General features: G+C 66.0%; 14 protein-coding genes and 1 pseudogene. 8 read left to right on the top strand and 7 right to left on the bottom strand.

The window, feature by feature from the left end:
* Window positions 1-80 precede the first annotated feature (80 nt).
* From VAR608DRAFT_RS10065 to VAR608DRAFT_RS10055, 3 genes are all read left to right on the top strand, one after another.
* Window positions 81-1,232, top strand: coding sequence for an ABC transporter substrate-binding protein (locus VAR608DRAFT_RS10065; protein ID WP_088953944.1), 1,152 nt, complete (start codon window positions 81-83; stop codon window positions 1,230-1,232).
* 62 nt (window positions 1,233-1,294) lie between these two features.
* Complete coding sequence (locus VAR608DRAFT_RS10060) at window positions 1,295-2,014, top strand: uracil-DNA glycosylase family protein (protein ID WP_088953943.1); 720 nt, start codon at window positions 1,295-1,297, stop codon at window positions 2,012-2,014.
* Window positions 2,015-2,143: 129 nt separating this feature from the next.
* Complete coding sequence (locus VAR608DRAFT_RS10055) at window positions 2,144-2,704, top strand: tetratricopeptide repeat protein (protein WP_331713026.1); 561 nt, start codon at window positions 2,144-2,146, stop codon at window positions 2,702-2,704.
* Here VAR608DRAFT_RS10055 and VAR608DRAFT_RS10050 read toward each other — a convergent pair.
* From VAR608DRAFT_RS10050 to VAR608DRAFT_RS10030, 5 genes are read right to left on the bottom strand one after another with little or no spacing between them, the layout of a single operon-like run.
* Window positions 2,693-3,532 carry a citryl-CoA lyase gene (locus VAR608DRAFT_RS10050; protein ID WP_088953942.1) on the bottom strand — a complete coding sequence of 280 codons (840 nt, stop codon included), beginning with the start codon at window positions 3,530-3,532 and terminating at the stop codon, window positions 2,693-2,695. The genes VAR608DRAFT_RS10055 and VAR608DRAFT_RS10050 overlap by 12 nt on opposite strands.
* The gene (locus VAR608DRAFT_RS10045; RefSeq protein ID WP_088953941.1) at window positions 3,529-4,728 is read right to left on the bottom strand and encodes a CaiB/BaiF CoA transferase family protein; all 1,200 of its coding nucleotides are present in this window, start codon (window positions 4,726-4,728) and stop codon (window positions 3,529-3,531) included. Before VAR608DRAFT_RS10045 ends, VAR608DRAFT_RS10050 begins: the two co-directional genes overlap by 4 nt.
* Before the next feature lie 10 nt (window positions 4,729-4,738).
* The gene (locus VAR608DRAFT_RS10040) at window positions 4,739-5,701 is read right to left on the bottom strand and encodes a tripartite tricarboxylate transporter substrate binding protein (protein WP_088953940.1); all 963 of its coding nucleotides are present in this window, start codon (window positions 5,699-5,701) and stop codon (window positions 4,739-4,741) included.
* A 29-nt stretch (window positions 5,702-5,730) separates the two neighbouring features.
* On the bottom strand, window positions 5,731-6,708 hold the full coding sequence (locus tag VAR608DRAFT_RS10035) for a Bug family tripartite tricarboxylate transporter substrate binding protein (protein WP_172843831.1): 978 nt from the start codon (window positions 6,706-6,708) through the stop codon (window positions 5,731-5,733).
* A 40-nt stretch (window positions 6,709-6,748) separates the two neighbouring features.
* The gene (locus VAR608DRAFT_RS10030) at window positions 6,749-7,768 is read right to left on the bottom strand and encodes an amidohydrolase family protein (protein ID WP_088953939.1); all 1,020 of its coding nucleotides are present in this window, start codon (window positions 7,766-7,768) and stop codon (window positions 6,749-6,751) included.
* Window positions 7,769-7,972: 204 nt separating this feature from the next.
* Between VAR608DRAFT_RS10030 and VAR608DRAFT_RS10025 the strand changes: the two genes are divergently transcribed.
* The 4 genes from VAR608DRAFT_RS10025 to VAR608DRAFT_RS10010 all read left to right on the top strand — a co-directional run bounded on the left by VAR608DRAFT_RS10025 (window position 7,973) and on the right by VAR608DRAFT_RS10010 (window position 11,117).
* Complete coding sequence (locus tag VAR608DRAFT_RS10025) at window positions 7,973-8,782, top strand: IclR family transcriptional regulator (protein ID WP_088958706.1); 810 nt, start codon at window positions 7,973-7,975, stop codon at window positions 8,780-8,782.
* A 79-nt stretch (window positions 8,783-8,861) separates the two neighbouring features.
* Entirely contained in the window at window positions 8,862-9,179 is a 318-nt protein-coding gene (locus VAR608DRAFT_RS10020; RefSeq protein ID WP_088953938.1) for a PspC domain-containing protein, read from the top strand.
* Window positions 9,180-9,386: 207 nt separating this feature from the next.
* On the top strand, window positions 9,387-10,478 hold the full coding sequence (locus tag VAR608DRAFT_RS10015) for a lactonase family protein (RefSeq protein WP_088953937.1): 1,092 nt from the start codon (window positions 9,387-9,389) through the stop codon (window positions 10,476-10,478).
* Between the two features lie 3 nt (window positions 10,479-10,481).
* Window positions 10,482-11,117: a class I SAM-dependent methyltransferase gene (locus tag VAR608DRAFT_RS10010; RefSeq protein WP_088953936.1), complete on the top strand. Its 636-nt coding sequence runs from the start codon at window positions 10,482-10,484 to the stop codon at window positions 11,115-11,117.
* 26 nt (window positions 11,118-11,143) lie between these two features.
* Here VAR608DRAFT_RS10010 and VAR608DRAFT_RS10005 read toward each other — a convergent pair whose 3' ends face one another.
* Together VAR608DRAFT_RS10005 and VAR608DRAFT_RS10000 are read right to left on the bottom strand one after the other, a co-directional pair.
* On the bottom strand, window positions 11,144-13,264 hold the full coding sequence (locus VAR608DRAFT_RS10005) for a phosphocholine-specific phospholipase C (RefSeq protein WP_088953935.1): 2,121 nt from the start codon (window positions 13,262-13,264) through the stop codon (window positions 11,144-11,146).
* Between the two features lie 125 nt (window positions 13,265-13,389).
* Window positions 13,390-14,439 (bottom strand): GlxA family transcriptional regulator, encoded by a 1,050-nt coding sequence (locus tag VAR608DRAFT_RS10000; RefSeq protein ID WP_088953934.1) that lies wholly within the window; start codon window positions 14,437-14,439, stop codon window positions 13,390-13,392.
* A 122-nt stretch (window positions 14,440-14,561) separates the two neighbouring features.
* On the opposite strand from VAR608DRAFT_RS10000, the pseudogene VAR608DRAFT_RS09995 reads away from it, so the two are divergent.
* Window positions 14,562-15,443, top strand: a pseudogene (locus VAR608DRAFT_RS09995) (NmrA family NAD(P)-binding protein).
* Window positions 15,444-15,555 lie beyond the last annotated feature (112 nt).

Genomic DNA, 15,555 nt, shown 5'->3' with positions numbered 1-15,555 from the left:
CCGGGCGTGCGTGATCTAGTTCACGCCAGGGGAGCCACCCGACGCGGCCTTGTCATGCGGGCCTCATAGCCTCGCGCCGCATGAATCCACAGAAGTCTCTTCAGCGCCGCCACCTGCTCCAGGCCGCGGCCGCCACCGCCGCGTGCGCCGTGGCCGGTGTTCCGATGCTCGCCATCGCCCAGCCACGTGCCGCCGACAGCGCGGGGCCGCGCGTCACGCAGCTGCTCGACATGTCGCCGGACCAACAGGAATTCTCCCGCGACTACGCAACCGGCATCCGCCTTGCCTTCGCCGAGCTGCACAAGGCCAACGGCACGGCGCCGCAGCTTGCCACCGTGGAGACCGACGGCACCGACATCTCGGCGCGCAACGCGATCCAGCTCGTCAAGAACGACCCCAGCCAGGTGGCCCTGCTCGGCACGGTGGGCGAGGCTCTGGCGCTCGCCAGCCTCAAGGAAGCGGCCGCGGCCAAGATGGACATCGCCCATGTCGCACCGTGGCTCGCCGATTCGCAGTTCGACCGCGATCCGCGGGTGTTCAGCCTCTTCGCCTCGCGCGAGGACCAGATGCGCTACGTGCTCAAGAACCTCGCCGAGATGGGCGTTTCCGAGCTCGGCATCGTGTACCCGAACCCGGCGCGTGCCGAGGCCCTGCGCGCAGGCACCGAGGCGATCGGCGGCCGGCTCAAGATCAAGCTGCGCACGCTGGCCATCCCGGCCGGGCAGGACCCGGCGACCTACGCAGCGCAGCTGCGGCCGGATGCGCCCTTCTTCCTCGTCTTCATGGGCGCGGGCATCGAGCTCGCGCAGTTCACGCAGGGCCTGAGCCGGCGCGGCACGCAGCGCTACGTGGTGTGCCTGGCCGACGTCGACACCAACACCTTCCTGCAGCTCAATCCCGGCAAGTCGGTGCCGATCATCTTCACGCAGGTCGTGCCCAATCCGCGTTCCAGCAAGGTGCCGGTGGTGCGGGCGTACCGCGATGCGCTGCAGCGCCTGTTCGACGAGGCCCCGACGCCGGTGAGCCTGGCCGGCTACCTCGCCGGCCGCTACGCCGCGCAGGTGATCGCGGGCGCGGGCGCGAATCCGTCGCGCGCCAAGGTGCTCGCCGAGTTCCAGCGCCGCCGCTCGATCGACGTCGACGGCTGGCGCATCGAGTATGCGGACGGCGGCCGCGCGAGCAGCTTCGTCAGCCAGACGATGCTGAATACGCAAGGCTACTTCGTCGGCTGAAAGGCGCGGGGCGGCTCCCTATACTGGCGAGCGGGTTCGACGCCCGTCTCGTCCGTTCAGGAATGACCACCACGCACGCCCCCGATTCGATCTCCCCCAGCCACGGCGACCTGACCTCGCGCTCCCTCGGCCCCTTGCTGCGCGAGATCCGCGCGTGCACCCTGTGCGCGGCGCGACTGCCCAAGCCGCCGAGGCCGGTGCTGCAGGCGCATCCTGCCGCGCGCATCCTCATCGCGGGCCAGGCGCCGGGCAGGAAGGTGGATTGCAGCGGCATCCCCTTCGACGACGCGAGCGGCGATCGCCTGCGCCTGTGGATGGGCGTCGACAACGACACCTTCTACGACCCCACCCTCATCGCCATCGTGCCGATGGGCTTCTGCTATCCCGGGACCGGCGCATCGGGTGATCTGCCGCCGCGGCCGGAATGCGCCCCGGCGTGGCGCGATCGGGTGCTGGGCGCGCTGCCCCGGATCGAACTGACGCTCGCGATCGGCCAGTACGCGCAGGCCTGGCATCTCGGTCGTCGCGCGAGGATCGGGGTGACCGAGACGGTCCGCGCGTGGCGGGACCATTGGCCGGGCGTGCTTCCCCTGCCCCACCCGAGCCCGCGCAACAACATCTGGCTGCGCCGCAACCCGTGGTTCGACGAGGAAGTGATCCCGGCGCTCCGGGCGCGGGTCCGGCTGTTGCTGGACGTGGCCTCGGGCGCTGGCGGACCAGATCGTTCTCCGGTTGGAGTCTCCAGATCTTTACAACGCCTCAGGGCCATGCCGGCGCCATAAGATGGGCGAATGGAAACGTCGGCGGCCGCGCTCGGCCCGCCGAACGGCGTCGCTGGGTGGGCCGAACTTTCCCGAGTGGTGTGTGCCGCATTGATCGGCGCGGGTGCGGCCTGCACGATGGGCTGCACCGTGGGCCAGGGCCTGTTTGCCGTCTCGAGCGCAAGCGCCATCGAGTTGCGGCAAAGGGTCGAAACTTCCCGGCAGCGCTCGACCGAGGAGCTGGCAAGAACCAATGAAGACAATGCCCAGCTTCGTCGCAGCGTGCTCGATCTTTCCAACGAGATCGAGCAGTTGCACGACGAATTGGCGACCTTGCGCGGACAAAACGAGACGCTGACACATGACATCGAAACCATGCGCATGTCCGAGCCGGCCAAAGTCGCGGTGGATGGCCCGGAGTTCGTCGCCGAGGCAGCCGAGACGCAGGCCTTCGACGCGGCGCTTGCCGCTTTTCACAAAGGCAACTTTGCCAAGGCGCAGGTCGCATTTGCGTCTTTCGTGAGACGCTATCCGCAAAGCGGCTACAAGGCTTCTGCGCTGCTCTGGCTGGGCAACTGCCAGCTCGAACTCATGGACGTCAAATCGGCCCGCAGGACGTTCGAAGACCTCGTGAAGGCGTATCCGCAGTCCGAAGCGGCGGGTGTGGCCAAGGAGCGCCTCGCCAGGCTCAGGCAGCGCTCACCCTTGTGACGGCACCTTCCTCTTGTCCCGGCCTTCGTACGTCGGGATGAACTGCCGGGGAATCGGACCCTTGATGCGCCCGCCTTGCTGCGTTTGTTCCCACGCGTGAGCAAGTACGCCGACCGACCTCGACAGGCAGAAGAGCCCGCGAGCCAGTGGCGCGGGAAATCCGAGCTCGGCGTAGATGACCGCAGTGGCCCCATCGATGTTCATCGGAATCGGCTTGCCCTTGCCTGCGCCGAGCTTCGCTTCGACGGCCCGGCCAATGCGCGCGAACTCGCCGCTCACCTCGCCCTTCCTGGCCGCCTCGTCGACGAGTTCGAGGAGCGGGGCACTGCGCGGGTCGATCGGGTGGAAGCGATGGCCAAACCCCGAGATCACCTTGCCGTGGACCTCGACGAACGCTTGAAGGCCGGCGGCGACTGCGTCGTCTTCGGTTGCACCGCCGTCCATCCGCCGCGCGATGTCTTCATAGAGTTCCACCGCCTGCTCGCCAGCGCCCCCGTGAACGTCGCCGAGGACGTTGACGGCGGAGGCCATGGCGCTGTTCAAGCCGACGCCGCAGGTTGCCGCCATTCGCGCGATGGCAATGCTCGGCGCCTGCGGACCGTGATCGACCGCCGCCATCAATGCGGCCTCCAGGAGCTCTGCCTGGACGCGGGTAGGCAGTTCGCCGCGTGTCATCAACCAGATCATCTGTGCCAGGCTGACGCGCTCGCGGATCAGGTCCTCGATGGGATAGCCGCGATAGCGGATGACCCCGGGGGACATGTCGATGATGCTCGTGCGCCACCAGTCTTCGGTCATCTTGCGTGCGTCCTGCGTCGTATCCGTCATACCGCCTTCTCCTCTTTCAGCGCCTCGATTTCCAGAGGCGAGTAACCCAGGTCGGCCAGGATTTCCTCGGAGTGCTGCCCCAGGGTCGGGGGCGGTGCGTCGACACGAGGTGCCTGGCCGTTGACCTTGAAACCGGTGCGCACCAGGCGGATGTCCCGTCCGACACCGGGCGCGTTGGCGAAGCTGCCGACCATGCCGCGTCCGGCCACCTGGGGGTGGTCGAGCGCCTGAGGTACCGAGTAGACGGGGCCAGCGGGCACGCCAGCCTGGTTGAATCGCTTCCACCAATCGTCCGTGGACCTGGCGGCCATGGCTTCCTCGAGGAGCGCCTTGAGTTCAACCCGGTGCTGCAGGCGGGCCTGGCGCTCGCTGAAGCGAGGGTCGGCCACGAGCTCGGGTCGGCCCACGACACGGCACACGGCCTCGAATTGCTCTTGCTTGTTGGCAGCGATGTTGAGAAGCCCGTCACCGGTACGGAAGGTCCCGGACGGGCTGGCGGTGACGTTCTCGTTGCCCATGGGCCTGGGTTCGCGGCCGGCAATCAGGTGGTTCGAAACCGCCCATCCCATCGTAGCCATGACGGCTTCGAGCATCGAAACGTCGATGAAGGTTCCGCCGCTGCGCTCACGGTCCGCCAAGGCAGCGGCGACCGCGAATGCCGCAGTGATGCCGCCGATCGTGTCGGCGACCGGGTAGCCGACACGGTACGGGGCGTTCTCGGGCGCCCCGGTGATGCTCATGACGCCGGACATGCCCTGGATGATCTGGTCATAGGCCGGCAGGTCGCGCAGCGGCCCGTCCTGGCCAAAGCCCGAGATGGCGCAGTAGATGAGCCTGGGGTTCTCCTCCAGGAGGTCTTCGTACCCGAGTCCCAGGCGTTTCATGACGCCGGGCCGGAAGTTCTCGACCAGCACGTCGGCCGTGCGCACGAGCTTGCGAAAGACTTCCTTGCCGGTCGGGTGCTTGAAGTCGATGGTGATGGAGCGCTTGCCCGGGTTCTGCGCCAGGAACGAGACGCCCATGTGGCGCTTGTTCAGCTCCGGGTCGGCACCCAGCTGTCGGGCCAGGTCGCCGCCGTTGCGGGTCTCGACCTTGATGACGTCGGCGCCCATGTGGGCCAGTTGGTGGCAGGCGAAGGGCCCGGCGAGCACATTGGTGAGGTCGAGGACGCGGATGCCGCGCAGCGGGTTTGTCATGGCGCCCTCCTCAGTCGGCCTTGATGCCGGCCTGCTTGATGACCGCGCTCCAGCGCTCGATCTCGCTGTTGACCAATTGCGTGGCCTGCGCGGGCGTGTTGGCGACCACCGTCAGGCCCATCTCGGCGATCTTCTTCCTGGCGTCGGGCTGGGCGAGAGACGCGACGAACGCCTTGTTCAGTTTGTCCACGACGGCTTGCGGCGTGCCCGCCGGCGCGCCGATGCCGATCCAGTAGTCCATGTCCATCCTGGGAATGCCGGCCTCCTTGGCCGACGGGACATCGGGCAGCATGGCGTTGCGCTCGGAGCCCGTGACCATGAGGGCACGCAGCTTGCCGCTCCTGATATGTGGAAGCGCGGTCGGCACGGAGGTGATGAGCGCCTGCACCTGGTTGCCCATGAGGTCGGTCAGCACGGCGCCAGCGCCTTTGTACGGGACGTGGACGATGTCGACGCCCGTCGTGCTCTTGAAGAGTTCGCCGGCCAGGTGCGTGTTGGTGCCGTTGCCGCCGGAGCCATAGTTGAGCTTGCCCGGTCGTGCCTTGGCCAGTGCGATGAACTCCTGCACCGTCTTCGCAGGCACTGCGGGATTGACGACCAGGACGTGCGGAACCTTGACCGCCGTGATGACCTGGGTGAAGGCCGTCCTGGGGTCGAAGGGCAGCGTCGGAATCAGGCCGGCGGCGATGGCGTAGGAGAGCTCGACGGTGAGCAAGGTATTGCCGTCCGGGGCGGACCGTGCAGCCGCGCCCCAGCCCACCACGCCACCGCCACCGGTGCGGTTGTCGACGATCATCGGCGCGCCGACGGCAGGCGCAGCGAACTGCGCGATGACGCGCGTCACCAGGTCGGCGCTGCCGCCGGGCGCATACGGAACGATGATGGTGACGGGCTTCTGAGCCAGCGCAGCGTTGCAGATAAGGGATGCGGCGCCGGCGAGGACGAAGGCGCGGCGAGCGGCGTTGAATGTCACTGGGGTCTCCTGGATGTCCGAGGGAAATGTCAGTCGAGCTTGGCGCCCGATTCGCGAACCGCGCTTCCCCAGCGTGCCTGCTCGCTCCTCATGAAGGCGCCGAGTTCTGCCGGCGTACCGCCGCGCGCGACGCTCCCTTCGTCCCGCAGGCGGGCAATGACCTCCGGCCGCTTCAGGGCCGCATTCATGGCTTCGTTCATCCTGGCAATGGCCTCGGGCGGCGTGCCGGCCGGTGCGACAAGCGCCTTCCAGTCCTCGGCGACGAAGCCCTGGTAGCCCGACTCGGCCACCGTGGGAACATCGGGCAGCACTTCGATGCGCCCCAGCGAAGTGACGGCCAGGGCGCGCAGCTTTCCGGCCTTGACCATGGCGATGATGCTGGGCGGGGTGGCGAAGTAGATGTCGACCTGGCCGCCCAGCAGATCGGTCGTGGCAGGAGCGGCGCCCTTGTAGGGCACGTGCATCAGCTTGATGCCCGCGCGGCGGGCGAACATCTCGCCGCCGACATGGCCCACGGTGCCGGTGCCGGCCGAAGCCATCGTCAACTGCTTGCTCTGGCCCTGGGCCTTCAGGTCGGCCAGGTTCCTGATGGGCGAGTCGGCCCGCACCACCAGCACGAGAGGCTGCGATGCCAGGAGCACCACCGGCGCGAAATCCTTCGAAGCATCGAAGGGCATCTTCGTGTAGAGCGCCGGGTTGATGGCCAGGTTGGCGGTCTGCCCTGTTCCCACGCTGTAGCCGTCCTTCTTCGCCTTGGCAACGGCGTCCATGCCGATGTTGCCGCCGGCACCGGGCTTGTTGTCGACGATGAAGGTCCACTTGCCGTCCTTCGACGTCACTTCGTTGGCCACCAGGCGCGTGAGCACGTCGGTACCGCCGGCCGGCGGGAATGGCACGACGACCTTGATGGGCTGGCTGGGATAGGCGGCTTGTGCGCCGGCAGCAACGCTGCAGATGGCGAGCGCAACGGATACGGCCAGGCGGGCGGCGGATTTTTGAGTGTTCAAGAAAGTCTCCTGTTGGAACGGGACGGACCGTCGGGTCGGCTCAGGACTGGGCGAGGCGATAGACCCGGGTCGCCGTCCCTTCGAAAAGTGCCTGGCGCTCGTGGGCACTGGCGCCGGAAGTCAGTCGCTTGAATGCGTTCCAGCACGTGACGTAGCTGTACGAACCCTTGTCGACCGGGAAATTGCTTTCGAACATGCAGCGCTCTGCACCGAAAGCCTCGATGCACGGCTCCATCCAGGGCTTCCAGGTCTGGGCCAGTTGCTCGGAGCTCGGCGGGAGTGCGCCCTTCTCGAAGTCGAATCCGTTGATGCGCATGCCCAGGCCCCCCAGCTTGACGTAGACGTTGGGCAAGCTGGCCAGCTGCTGCATCGAATGCAACCAGCTCTCGTGGACTTGCTGGCGATGCGTCCCGTAGGCACCCACCCGGACGATGCCGCCGCAGTGGTTGATGACGACCGGAGTATCAGGAACCGACTTCGCCAGTTCGAAGAGTTCCGGCAGTTGATGGAAGAACAGCCACGCGTCGTAGGAGAGTTGGAGCGAAGCCAACTGGGCAACCCCACGGCCATAGGCCTTGTCCAGGAGAAGCCCTCGCGCAGCGGCAGACAGTGGATTGACCAGCGAAGCGTCGGCATCCCAGGTGGCGAGGTGCCGCACGCCCTTGAAACGACCTCCACCGGCCTGGACATGCGCCTCCAGCGCTTCCCGGACCTCGTCGCCAAGCCGGAGGTCGACGTGCCCGACGATGCCTTTGGCGAGTTGCGGAAGACCATCGGCGTGCTTGCGTGCGATTGCGTTGACGTAGTCCGTTTCTCCCACGGGCCTGAGCGCCACAGGTCCCTCCGGCCGGTAGCGTGTCTGCGCCTGCATGTAGACCGAAGCGACCACGTTGTGGCCCGAGCGCGCATCGGCCAGGTATTCGTCCTCGAGGTAGGTCCACCCCGGCCGATCGTAGAAGTGGTGGTGGGCGTCGACGATGGGCAGTTCCGGCTCGAGCACCGCCTCCTGGCGCAGCGCGAGCCAGTCCTCGCGGACGGCCAGATAGTTGCTGCTGGTCATTGGTTGCGTCTCCGAATTCTTTCGAGGTAGTTCTATTAGATAGAACCACGATCTGTAGAATAGAACTATACGGACGAGCAACGACCCTTTGAATGCGGGTTAACCCTTTCGTTGCTGCCATTCGGGCGTACTGGCGCCGGCGTGTCACACTTTGCGTCGGCCACCTGGCGAAAGGGGTGCCGTACCGCCTGTCCCTTGTTCCTCATGACTGAATCGACCACCGCATCACAGCCCGCCGAGACCACCGAATCGAGTGGCGTCGCGGTCCTGGACAGAGCGTTTTCGCTGCTCGCCGCTTTTGGACCGGACGATGGCCGTTTGACGCTGACCGAGCTTTCGAGGAGGACCGGGCTCTACAAGAGCACCGTGCTGCGGCTGCTGGGCGCCCTGGAGCACGGTGGTTTCATTCGCAAACTGGCGGACGGCCAGTACTCCATCGGCCCGCAGCCGCTGCGGCTCGCTTCGATCTACCAGCGCTCTTTCCAGGTCGGGCACGTCATCGAGCCTTTGCTGAAGCAACTGAGCGCGACGACTGGAGAGACAGCGTCGTTCTATGTCCGGCACGACGACAAGCGGATTGCGCTGTTCCGCGTCGAGCCCGCAAGGTCCGTTCGTGCATCAGTGCAGATCGGGCAGGCGTACGCCATCGCTCAAGGTGCATCCGGCAAGGTCCTGCTCGCGTTCTCCGTGCCGCAGGCCCAAGGCTACGAGGCGATTCGCGAGCAGCTCTGGGCCGTGTCGTATGGCGAGCGCGACCCCGAGACGGCCTCGGCGGCAGCACCCGTGTTCGGAGTGAGCGGTGAACTTCAGGGCGCGATCGCAGTGTCCGGCCCTAGAGCTCGACTCGAACCGCCCGAAGCCATGCTGACCGCGTGCCGCCAGGTCCTCGAAACAGCCCGCGATGCCACCTCGGCGCTGGGTGGAAGCACCGCTCGCTACCCCCAGTGTCTGGATCAACTCACTGTCGAGCGACTGAAGGAGTGCTCCGCCGTCAGCCAGCCGCACGAGCCTTGACAGGGCACAACGCCCCGGATGCGAGGGAGGTGCATCATGTGCGTTCAGGATTGGCGCCGCTGGCGAGCAGGAGAGAACCATGTCCCTGAGTGAGGAAATCGACCGTCTGGCCGAACTGCACCGCAGCGGCGCGCTGTCGGACGAGGAGTTCGAGCGCGCCAAATCGCGCCTGCTGGGTACCGGGAGCCAGGCATCCGGACAGCCGTGGGCTTCGGCTGTCAATGCGCTGCGCCGCAGCCGCAGCGAGCGCTGGATCGCCGGCGTGTGCGGCGGCCTGGCGCAGGCGACCGGCCTGGAGGTCTGGGCATGGCGACTCATCTTCGCCGCGCTGTTCTTTTGCGGCGGCGCGGGCCTGGTGGTGTACCTGCTCCTTTGGATCTTCGTGCCGAGCGAGTGATGCCGCCTTGACGGTGCTTTGGCGGGCTTGAGCCCGCCTTCGTGTTGTCATACAACAAGGCCCCAAATCCGGCGAATACTCGCCCCTTCTAAGGAATATCCCCAAGATCGAGGCGTCGATCTCGGCGAGAGAATCCGCCTAGTTGTACGACAACATATGACTCCCGGCGCCGAGGCGCGTCAATCAATTCCACAAGGGGACTTCTTCATGCGAGTGCGAACGAGCAGGCTTGGCCGTGCTGCCCTGTTGTCCGGCGTTGCCGTCCTTTTCGGCATGGCGGCCGCCCAGGCGGCCACCTATGTCTACGTGGCGAACGCCGACAGCCAGGAGATCTCGGTGCTCGAGCTCGACCGCGCGCAGGGCCAGCTCAAGCCGGTCGAAACCGTCGGGGTGGCCGGCACCGTGATGCCGATGGCGGTGAGCCCCGACAAGCGCTTCCTCTATGCGGCGCTGCGTTCGCAGCCCTTCCGCGTCGCCAGCTTCGCGATCGACAACGCGAGCGGCCGCTTGCGCAAGCTCGGCGAAGCGCCGCTGGCCGACAGCATGGCCAACATCGACGTGGACGCCACAGGCCGCTGGCTGTTCGCTGCGTCCTATCCCGGCCACAAGATCACGGTCAATTCGATCGGCAGCGATGGCACGGTGGGGGCAATTCAGCAGCTCATTCCGACTTCGCCGAATGCACACGCCATCCACGCCGACGCAGCGAACCGGTTCGTGCTCGCGACCAGCCTGGGCGGCGACAACCTCTCGATCTGGCGCTTCGATGCGGACAAGGGGCAGCTCACGCCGAACGATCCGGCGCTGGTTTCCACCGCCCCGAAATCCGGCGCGCGTCATTTCGTCTGGGACAAGTCGCAGCGCTACCTCTATCTGGTGAACGAACTCGACGCATCGCTGGACGTCTTCGCGTGGGACGACGCGCGCGGCAGCCTGCGCGAGCTGCAGCGAACGACCACCCTGCCCGCCGGCTTTGCAGGCAAGCCATGGGCCGCGGACATGCATCTGACGCCCGATGGGAAGTACCTCTACGCCTCCGAGCGCACGTCGAGCACGCTCTCCACCTTCCGCGTCGATCCGGCCACGGGTCTCTTGCAGCCCCTCGGCCAGACGCCGACCGAAAAGACGCCGCGCGGGTTCGCCATCGATTCGACCGGCCGCTATCTGATCGTGGCCGGACAGGACTCGCATAGCGTGTCCGTGCACCCCATCGACCCGGCAAGCGGCGCCCTGGGCGCGCCGAAGCGCATGGCTGTCGGCAAGAATCCGAACTGGATCGAGATCATCGACCTGCCGTGAATCATGCATGACTACTATTCAGCACGGGCCGCCGAGTACGACAAGATCTATCTGAAGCCCGAGCGACAGCCGAACCTGCGGGAGATGGAGACGTGGATCTCCCGTGTGTTCGAAGGGCGCTCGGTACTCGAGATTGCATGTGGCACGGGATACTGGACGCAGTTCTTCGCGCCACGCGCCGCCAGGGTCCTTGCCCTCGATGCGGCAGAGGAAACCCTGAAGATCGCACGAGCTCGCGTTCCTCCATCGAAGGTCGAATTCGTCCAGGGCGATGCCTATGAGATTCCCGCAGCGACCGGGTCCTTCGACGCCGCCTTTGCCGGCTTCTGGTGGTCGCACATTCCGCTGAACCGCGTGGAGACGTTTCTTTGCGGGCTGCATCAGGCGCTCGAACCGGGCGCCACCGTGGTCTTTATCGACAATCGTTTCGTCCAAGGCAGCAGCACCCCGATCTCGTTGCAGGATGCCGAGGGGAATACCTACCAGACCCGAGCGCTGTCGGACGGCACGACGCACCGCGTCCTGAAGAATTTCCCCGCGCGCGCCGAGTTGCTCGAGGCAGTCCGGCGCTACTCGCAATCCGCGGCGTACCGGGAGTGGGACTACTACTGGGCGCTCGAGTACACATTGGCTGCATAGCGAGCGCCCCTGCGCGCCGGCGGCGCTCAGCCCATGCCGATCGCGGGATCGGTGAAGCTGGCGCGCCCGGTCTCCACATGCCCGGCGATGCGCCGCAGGAAGCCGTCGCTGCCGGAGGTCGTCACCGACAGGTCGTACCACCCATGGCTTCCTGCCAGGACCCAGAAGCTTTCGGCGCTGCCGCCGGGTTTCAGCATGAAGCTCTTCTTTTCGTCGCCGTTGCCGTTGCCGTAGGCATTGGCAACCGAGACCTGGCGCATCGACGTGCCGCGATTCGTCAGCTGCAGGCGGATGTTGCCGGTGGACGTGTCGTAGACGTAGCCCACTTCGATCTCCGTGGGACTGCGATCCTGGTCCGAAGGGAAGTTGCCCTTGAACTGGCACAGGAACCCGTTCGGGCCGTGGACGGAGAAGTCATAGCCGGCCTGCGTCGCCGTCTGCGCGCTCCACGTGTACGCGAGCCGCCTGCCGGCCTCGATCGTGAAGGTCCACGGGCCGTCCGAACGGTTGCCCGCGTTCACGAGGAACGACGCACCGGCCGTGCCGGTGTTGTCGAAATCGATCGAGAGCCTGCGCGTGGCAGCGTCGGCGCGTCCGGTCACGACCAGCTGGTACGGCAGCGCGCGTGCCCGCCGCAGCCCCCGCTCCTGCTTCGGCAGCGACTGGTCAACGGGCGGCACCGGCACATAGTCCGGGTGCCGCAGGCGGTCCGGCGGCGCATAGCGGCTCGTGTCCACCTTCGGCAGGACCGGCCCCTCGCCGTTGGGCTGCGCGAAGTTGAAGGCCGAGCTCAGGTCGCCGCAAACGACCCGGCGCCACGGCGTGATGTTGGATTCGGTGACCGCGAGCTGCCCCGCGAAGCGCTGCTCGATGAAACGGATCAGCGAGGTGTGGTCGAAGACCTGCGAACACGACCAGCCGCCCCGCGTCCAGGGCGACACGATGATCATCGGCACGCGCGGGCCCAGGCCGTAGGGCCCGGCCACGCGGCTGGCGTCGCCGGGGTAGTACTCGTTGGCGGTATCGATGGTCGACGCGCCGTCCTGGCTGGTGTGCGGCGCGTACGGCGGCACCATGTGGTCGAAGAAGCCGTCGTTCTCGTCGTAGGTGATGAACAGCGCGGTCTTGCTCCAGAGCTCGCGGTTCGAGGTCAGGGTCTTGAGCACCTGCTCGATGTACCACGCGCCGTAATTGGCAGGCCAGTTCGGGTGCTCGGTGTAGGCCTCGGGCGCCGCGATCCACGACACCTGCGGCAGGGTTCCCGCGGCGACATCCTTCTTCAGCACGTCGAACAAGGTGCCGGAGACGCTGACGTTGGTGCCGGTGCGAGCCTTCTCGTAGAGCGGGCTGCCCGGCTGGGCGTTCTGGTACTGGTGGAAGTACAAGAGCGAGTTGTCGCCGTAGTTGCCGATGTAGGGGTCCTCGGTCCAGCCCCAGTAGCCGGCCGCATCGAGGCCGACGCCGACGTCCTGGTAGATCTTCCAGGAGACGCCGGCCTTCTCGAGCAGCTCGGGATAGGTCGACCAGTCGTAGCCGACTTCCGCGTTGTTGAGCACGGGACCGCCGCCGTTCCCGTCATTGCCGGTCCAACCGGTCCACATGTAGTAGCGGTTCGGATCGGTCGATCCCATGAAGGAGCAGTGGTACGCGTCGCAGATCGTGAAGGCATCGGCGAGCTGGTAATGGAAGGGGATGTCGCCGCGCGTGAGGTAGGCCATCGTCGTGTTTCCCTTGCTCGGCACCCACTGGTCGTAGCGCCCATGGTTCCACGCGGCATGCGTGTCCTGCCAGCCGTGCGGGAGATCCTGGAGGAACTGCAGCCCCAGGTTCGCGGCGCCGGGATGGAACGGCAGCACGTAGCCCGAACCGCTGGGCTGGTACCAGACCGGCTTGCCGCTCGGCAGCGTGACGGGCCGCGGATCGCCGTAGCCGCGCACGCCGCGCAGGGTGCCGAAGTAATGATCGAAGGAGCGGTTCTCCTGCATCAGGATGACGATGTGCTCGACATCGCGGATCGTCCCGCTGCGGAGACTGGCGGGGATCGCCAGGGCGTCGAGCACTGTCTGCGCAAAAGTGCCTTCCGTGGCAGCGGCGCCTGCCGCGGCAAGCGCGGCCTTCAGGAAACGACGACGATCGTTGGAACTCATGGTGGTGCCTCCTCGATGGGTTGTCGGACTTCGTCATCGCGCCTTCGAGGCGCGGTGCGGGGGGACTCTAGGAGTCGACCGCGACAACCCGATGACAAGGCGAGCCCCATGTCGGTGCGCAAGGGCTACTGACCGCTGCAAGCATTCGGTGTATTGGCCATGCCTGTTGCAAAGCGCTGGGCGTACTCCCTCGGGCTCACGCCCAGACGCCGTGTGAATGCCTTGCGCAATACGTCCACGCTGCGGTAGCCGCACCGGCGCGCAATTTCCTCCAAGGAGCGTCCACCGAACTCGAGCGCCCTGCAGACGGCTTCGAGGCGGACCTCCTCGACGTACTTCGCAGGCGTGGTGTCGAGCTCTCGCTCGAACATCCGCATCAGCGTCCTGACACTGGTCGATAGCCTGTCTGCAAGTACCTCGACCGTGAGGTCCGTGTGGAGATGCTCGCTGATCCATGTCCGCAGCTCTTCCAACCTGGGGCCGACTCCGCGCTGCGCCTGAAGGGAAACGCTGAACTGCGCCTGCCCACCGGGACGCCTCAGGAACAGGACCAGATTCTTGGCGATTTCGAGGGCGAAGTCGTTGCCCAGGTCATCACCGACCAGGGCCAGAGCAAGGTCGATTCCCGCCGATATCCCGGCTGAGGTGTACACGTTGCCGTCTTTCACCCAGATGGGATTTGCATCGACCCGAACCGCAGGATAGAGCTCAGCCAGGCGCCGTGCCATTCCCCAATGCGTTGTCGCCCGGCGACCATCCAGCAGACCCGCATCGGCGAGGGCAAAGGCGCCAACGCATATCGAGCAAATGCGCCGCACGGTGCGCGAGCGCGTGCGAATCCAATCGATGGCTGTGCGGTCCAGGTTCTGGTGGGGACTGAAGCCCGACGCAACAATCAAGGTGTCGATGGGCCTGCTCGCACGGCGCTCCTGTTCGATCGTCCTGTGCGCCCGAAGAGCAATGCCGGATTCACTCTCCAGATCGATGTCAGGCCCCGGGCTCAACAACTCCAGCACGTAGGGCGTCGGCGCCGCGCCATGCAGGCGATTCGCCAGCGTGAACACCTCCGCGGGTCCGATGACGTCGAGCGCGTCCACCGGCGGCAGGGCAAGGATGACGATGCGTCTGCGCGTTGCCACGTCGAGAGGCTTGCCGGGCGCTTTCCGTTGGGTCATCGCGGATTCCTCCTGGTAGCCACACTTTGGCAGAAATCATCCTGAACATGTCATTCATGCCGATTCGTCGGCTCCTACAGTGGAGACCTGTCAACGAATCAACGACTGAAAGGAACACGATCATGACCCAGGCAGACATTCTCGTGACCGGAGCAACAGGCCGCACCGGCGGCGCCGCGATAGACACCCTGTTGAAGATGAACCGGCGCGTGCGAGCCTAAGTTCGTTCGGATGGCGAGGCTGCCCAGGCCTTGCGCGACAAGGGTGTGGAGATCGCCGTGGGCGATTTCACGGACCTCGATGCCATTCGCTCTGCGATGGAAGGAATTCGCTCCGCCTACTTCCTGCATCCCATCAGCCCGGGCATCGTTCACGCAAGCGCCTTCTTCGCGCAGGCGGCAAAGGAGGCGGGGGTCACGGCCATCGTCAACATGTCGCAGATTTCGGCGCGGCGAGACTCCAGGAGCCACGCGGCACAGGACCATTGGGTTGCCGAACGCGTGTTCGATTGGTCGGGCGTGGCGACGACCCACCTGCGTCCCACGTTCTTCGCCGATTGGCTGGTGTACCCCCATTTCGCGCACGAGATCTGGGAGAACAAGCGCATCCTGTTCCCCTTCGGCAATGGCCGTCATGCGCCGATCAGCACCGATGACCAGGGAAGAGTCATCGCGCACATCCTGGACAAGCCTTCAGCGCACGCCGGAAAGACCTACGCCCTCCACGGGCCGGTCGAGATGAATCACGACCAGATTGCCGCCGCCATGAGCGACGTCCTCGGTGCACGGATCGAATATGCGCCGCTGACCATCGAGGAGTTCCGGCATCGGATGGAGCACGCCTACAAGTTCAATCCTTTCCTGGTCCAGCACCTGGTCGAGGTGGCCCAGGACTATCAGGACGGCGTCTTCGCAGGGACCAACGATGCCGTCGAGCAGGTGACGGGCACGCCCGCGCTTTCCGTTGCCGACTTCATCGCCAGGAACCGGGCCGCGTTCGTCTGACGGACTGCTTCGCTGGAACCGATGTCCCGAAACGCCAAGACGGTCAGCGCGAGGGACAGGAGTTCTCGCGAGACACCCTCGAATTCCCAAACTCGAATGTGACAAAGGGTAG

It is taken from the genome of Variovorax sp. HW608, assembly GCF_900090195.1.
Lineage (GTDB): Bacteria > Pseudomonadota > Gammaproteobacteria > Burkholderiales > Burkholderiaceae_C > Variovorax.
This window is presented reverse-complemented; position numbering and strand designations above follow the sequence as displayed.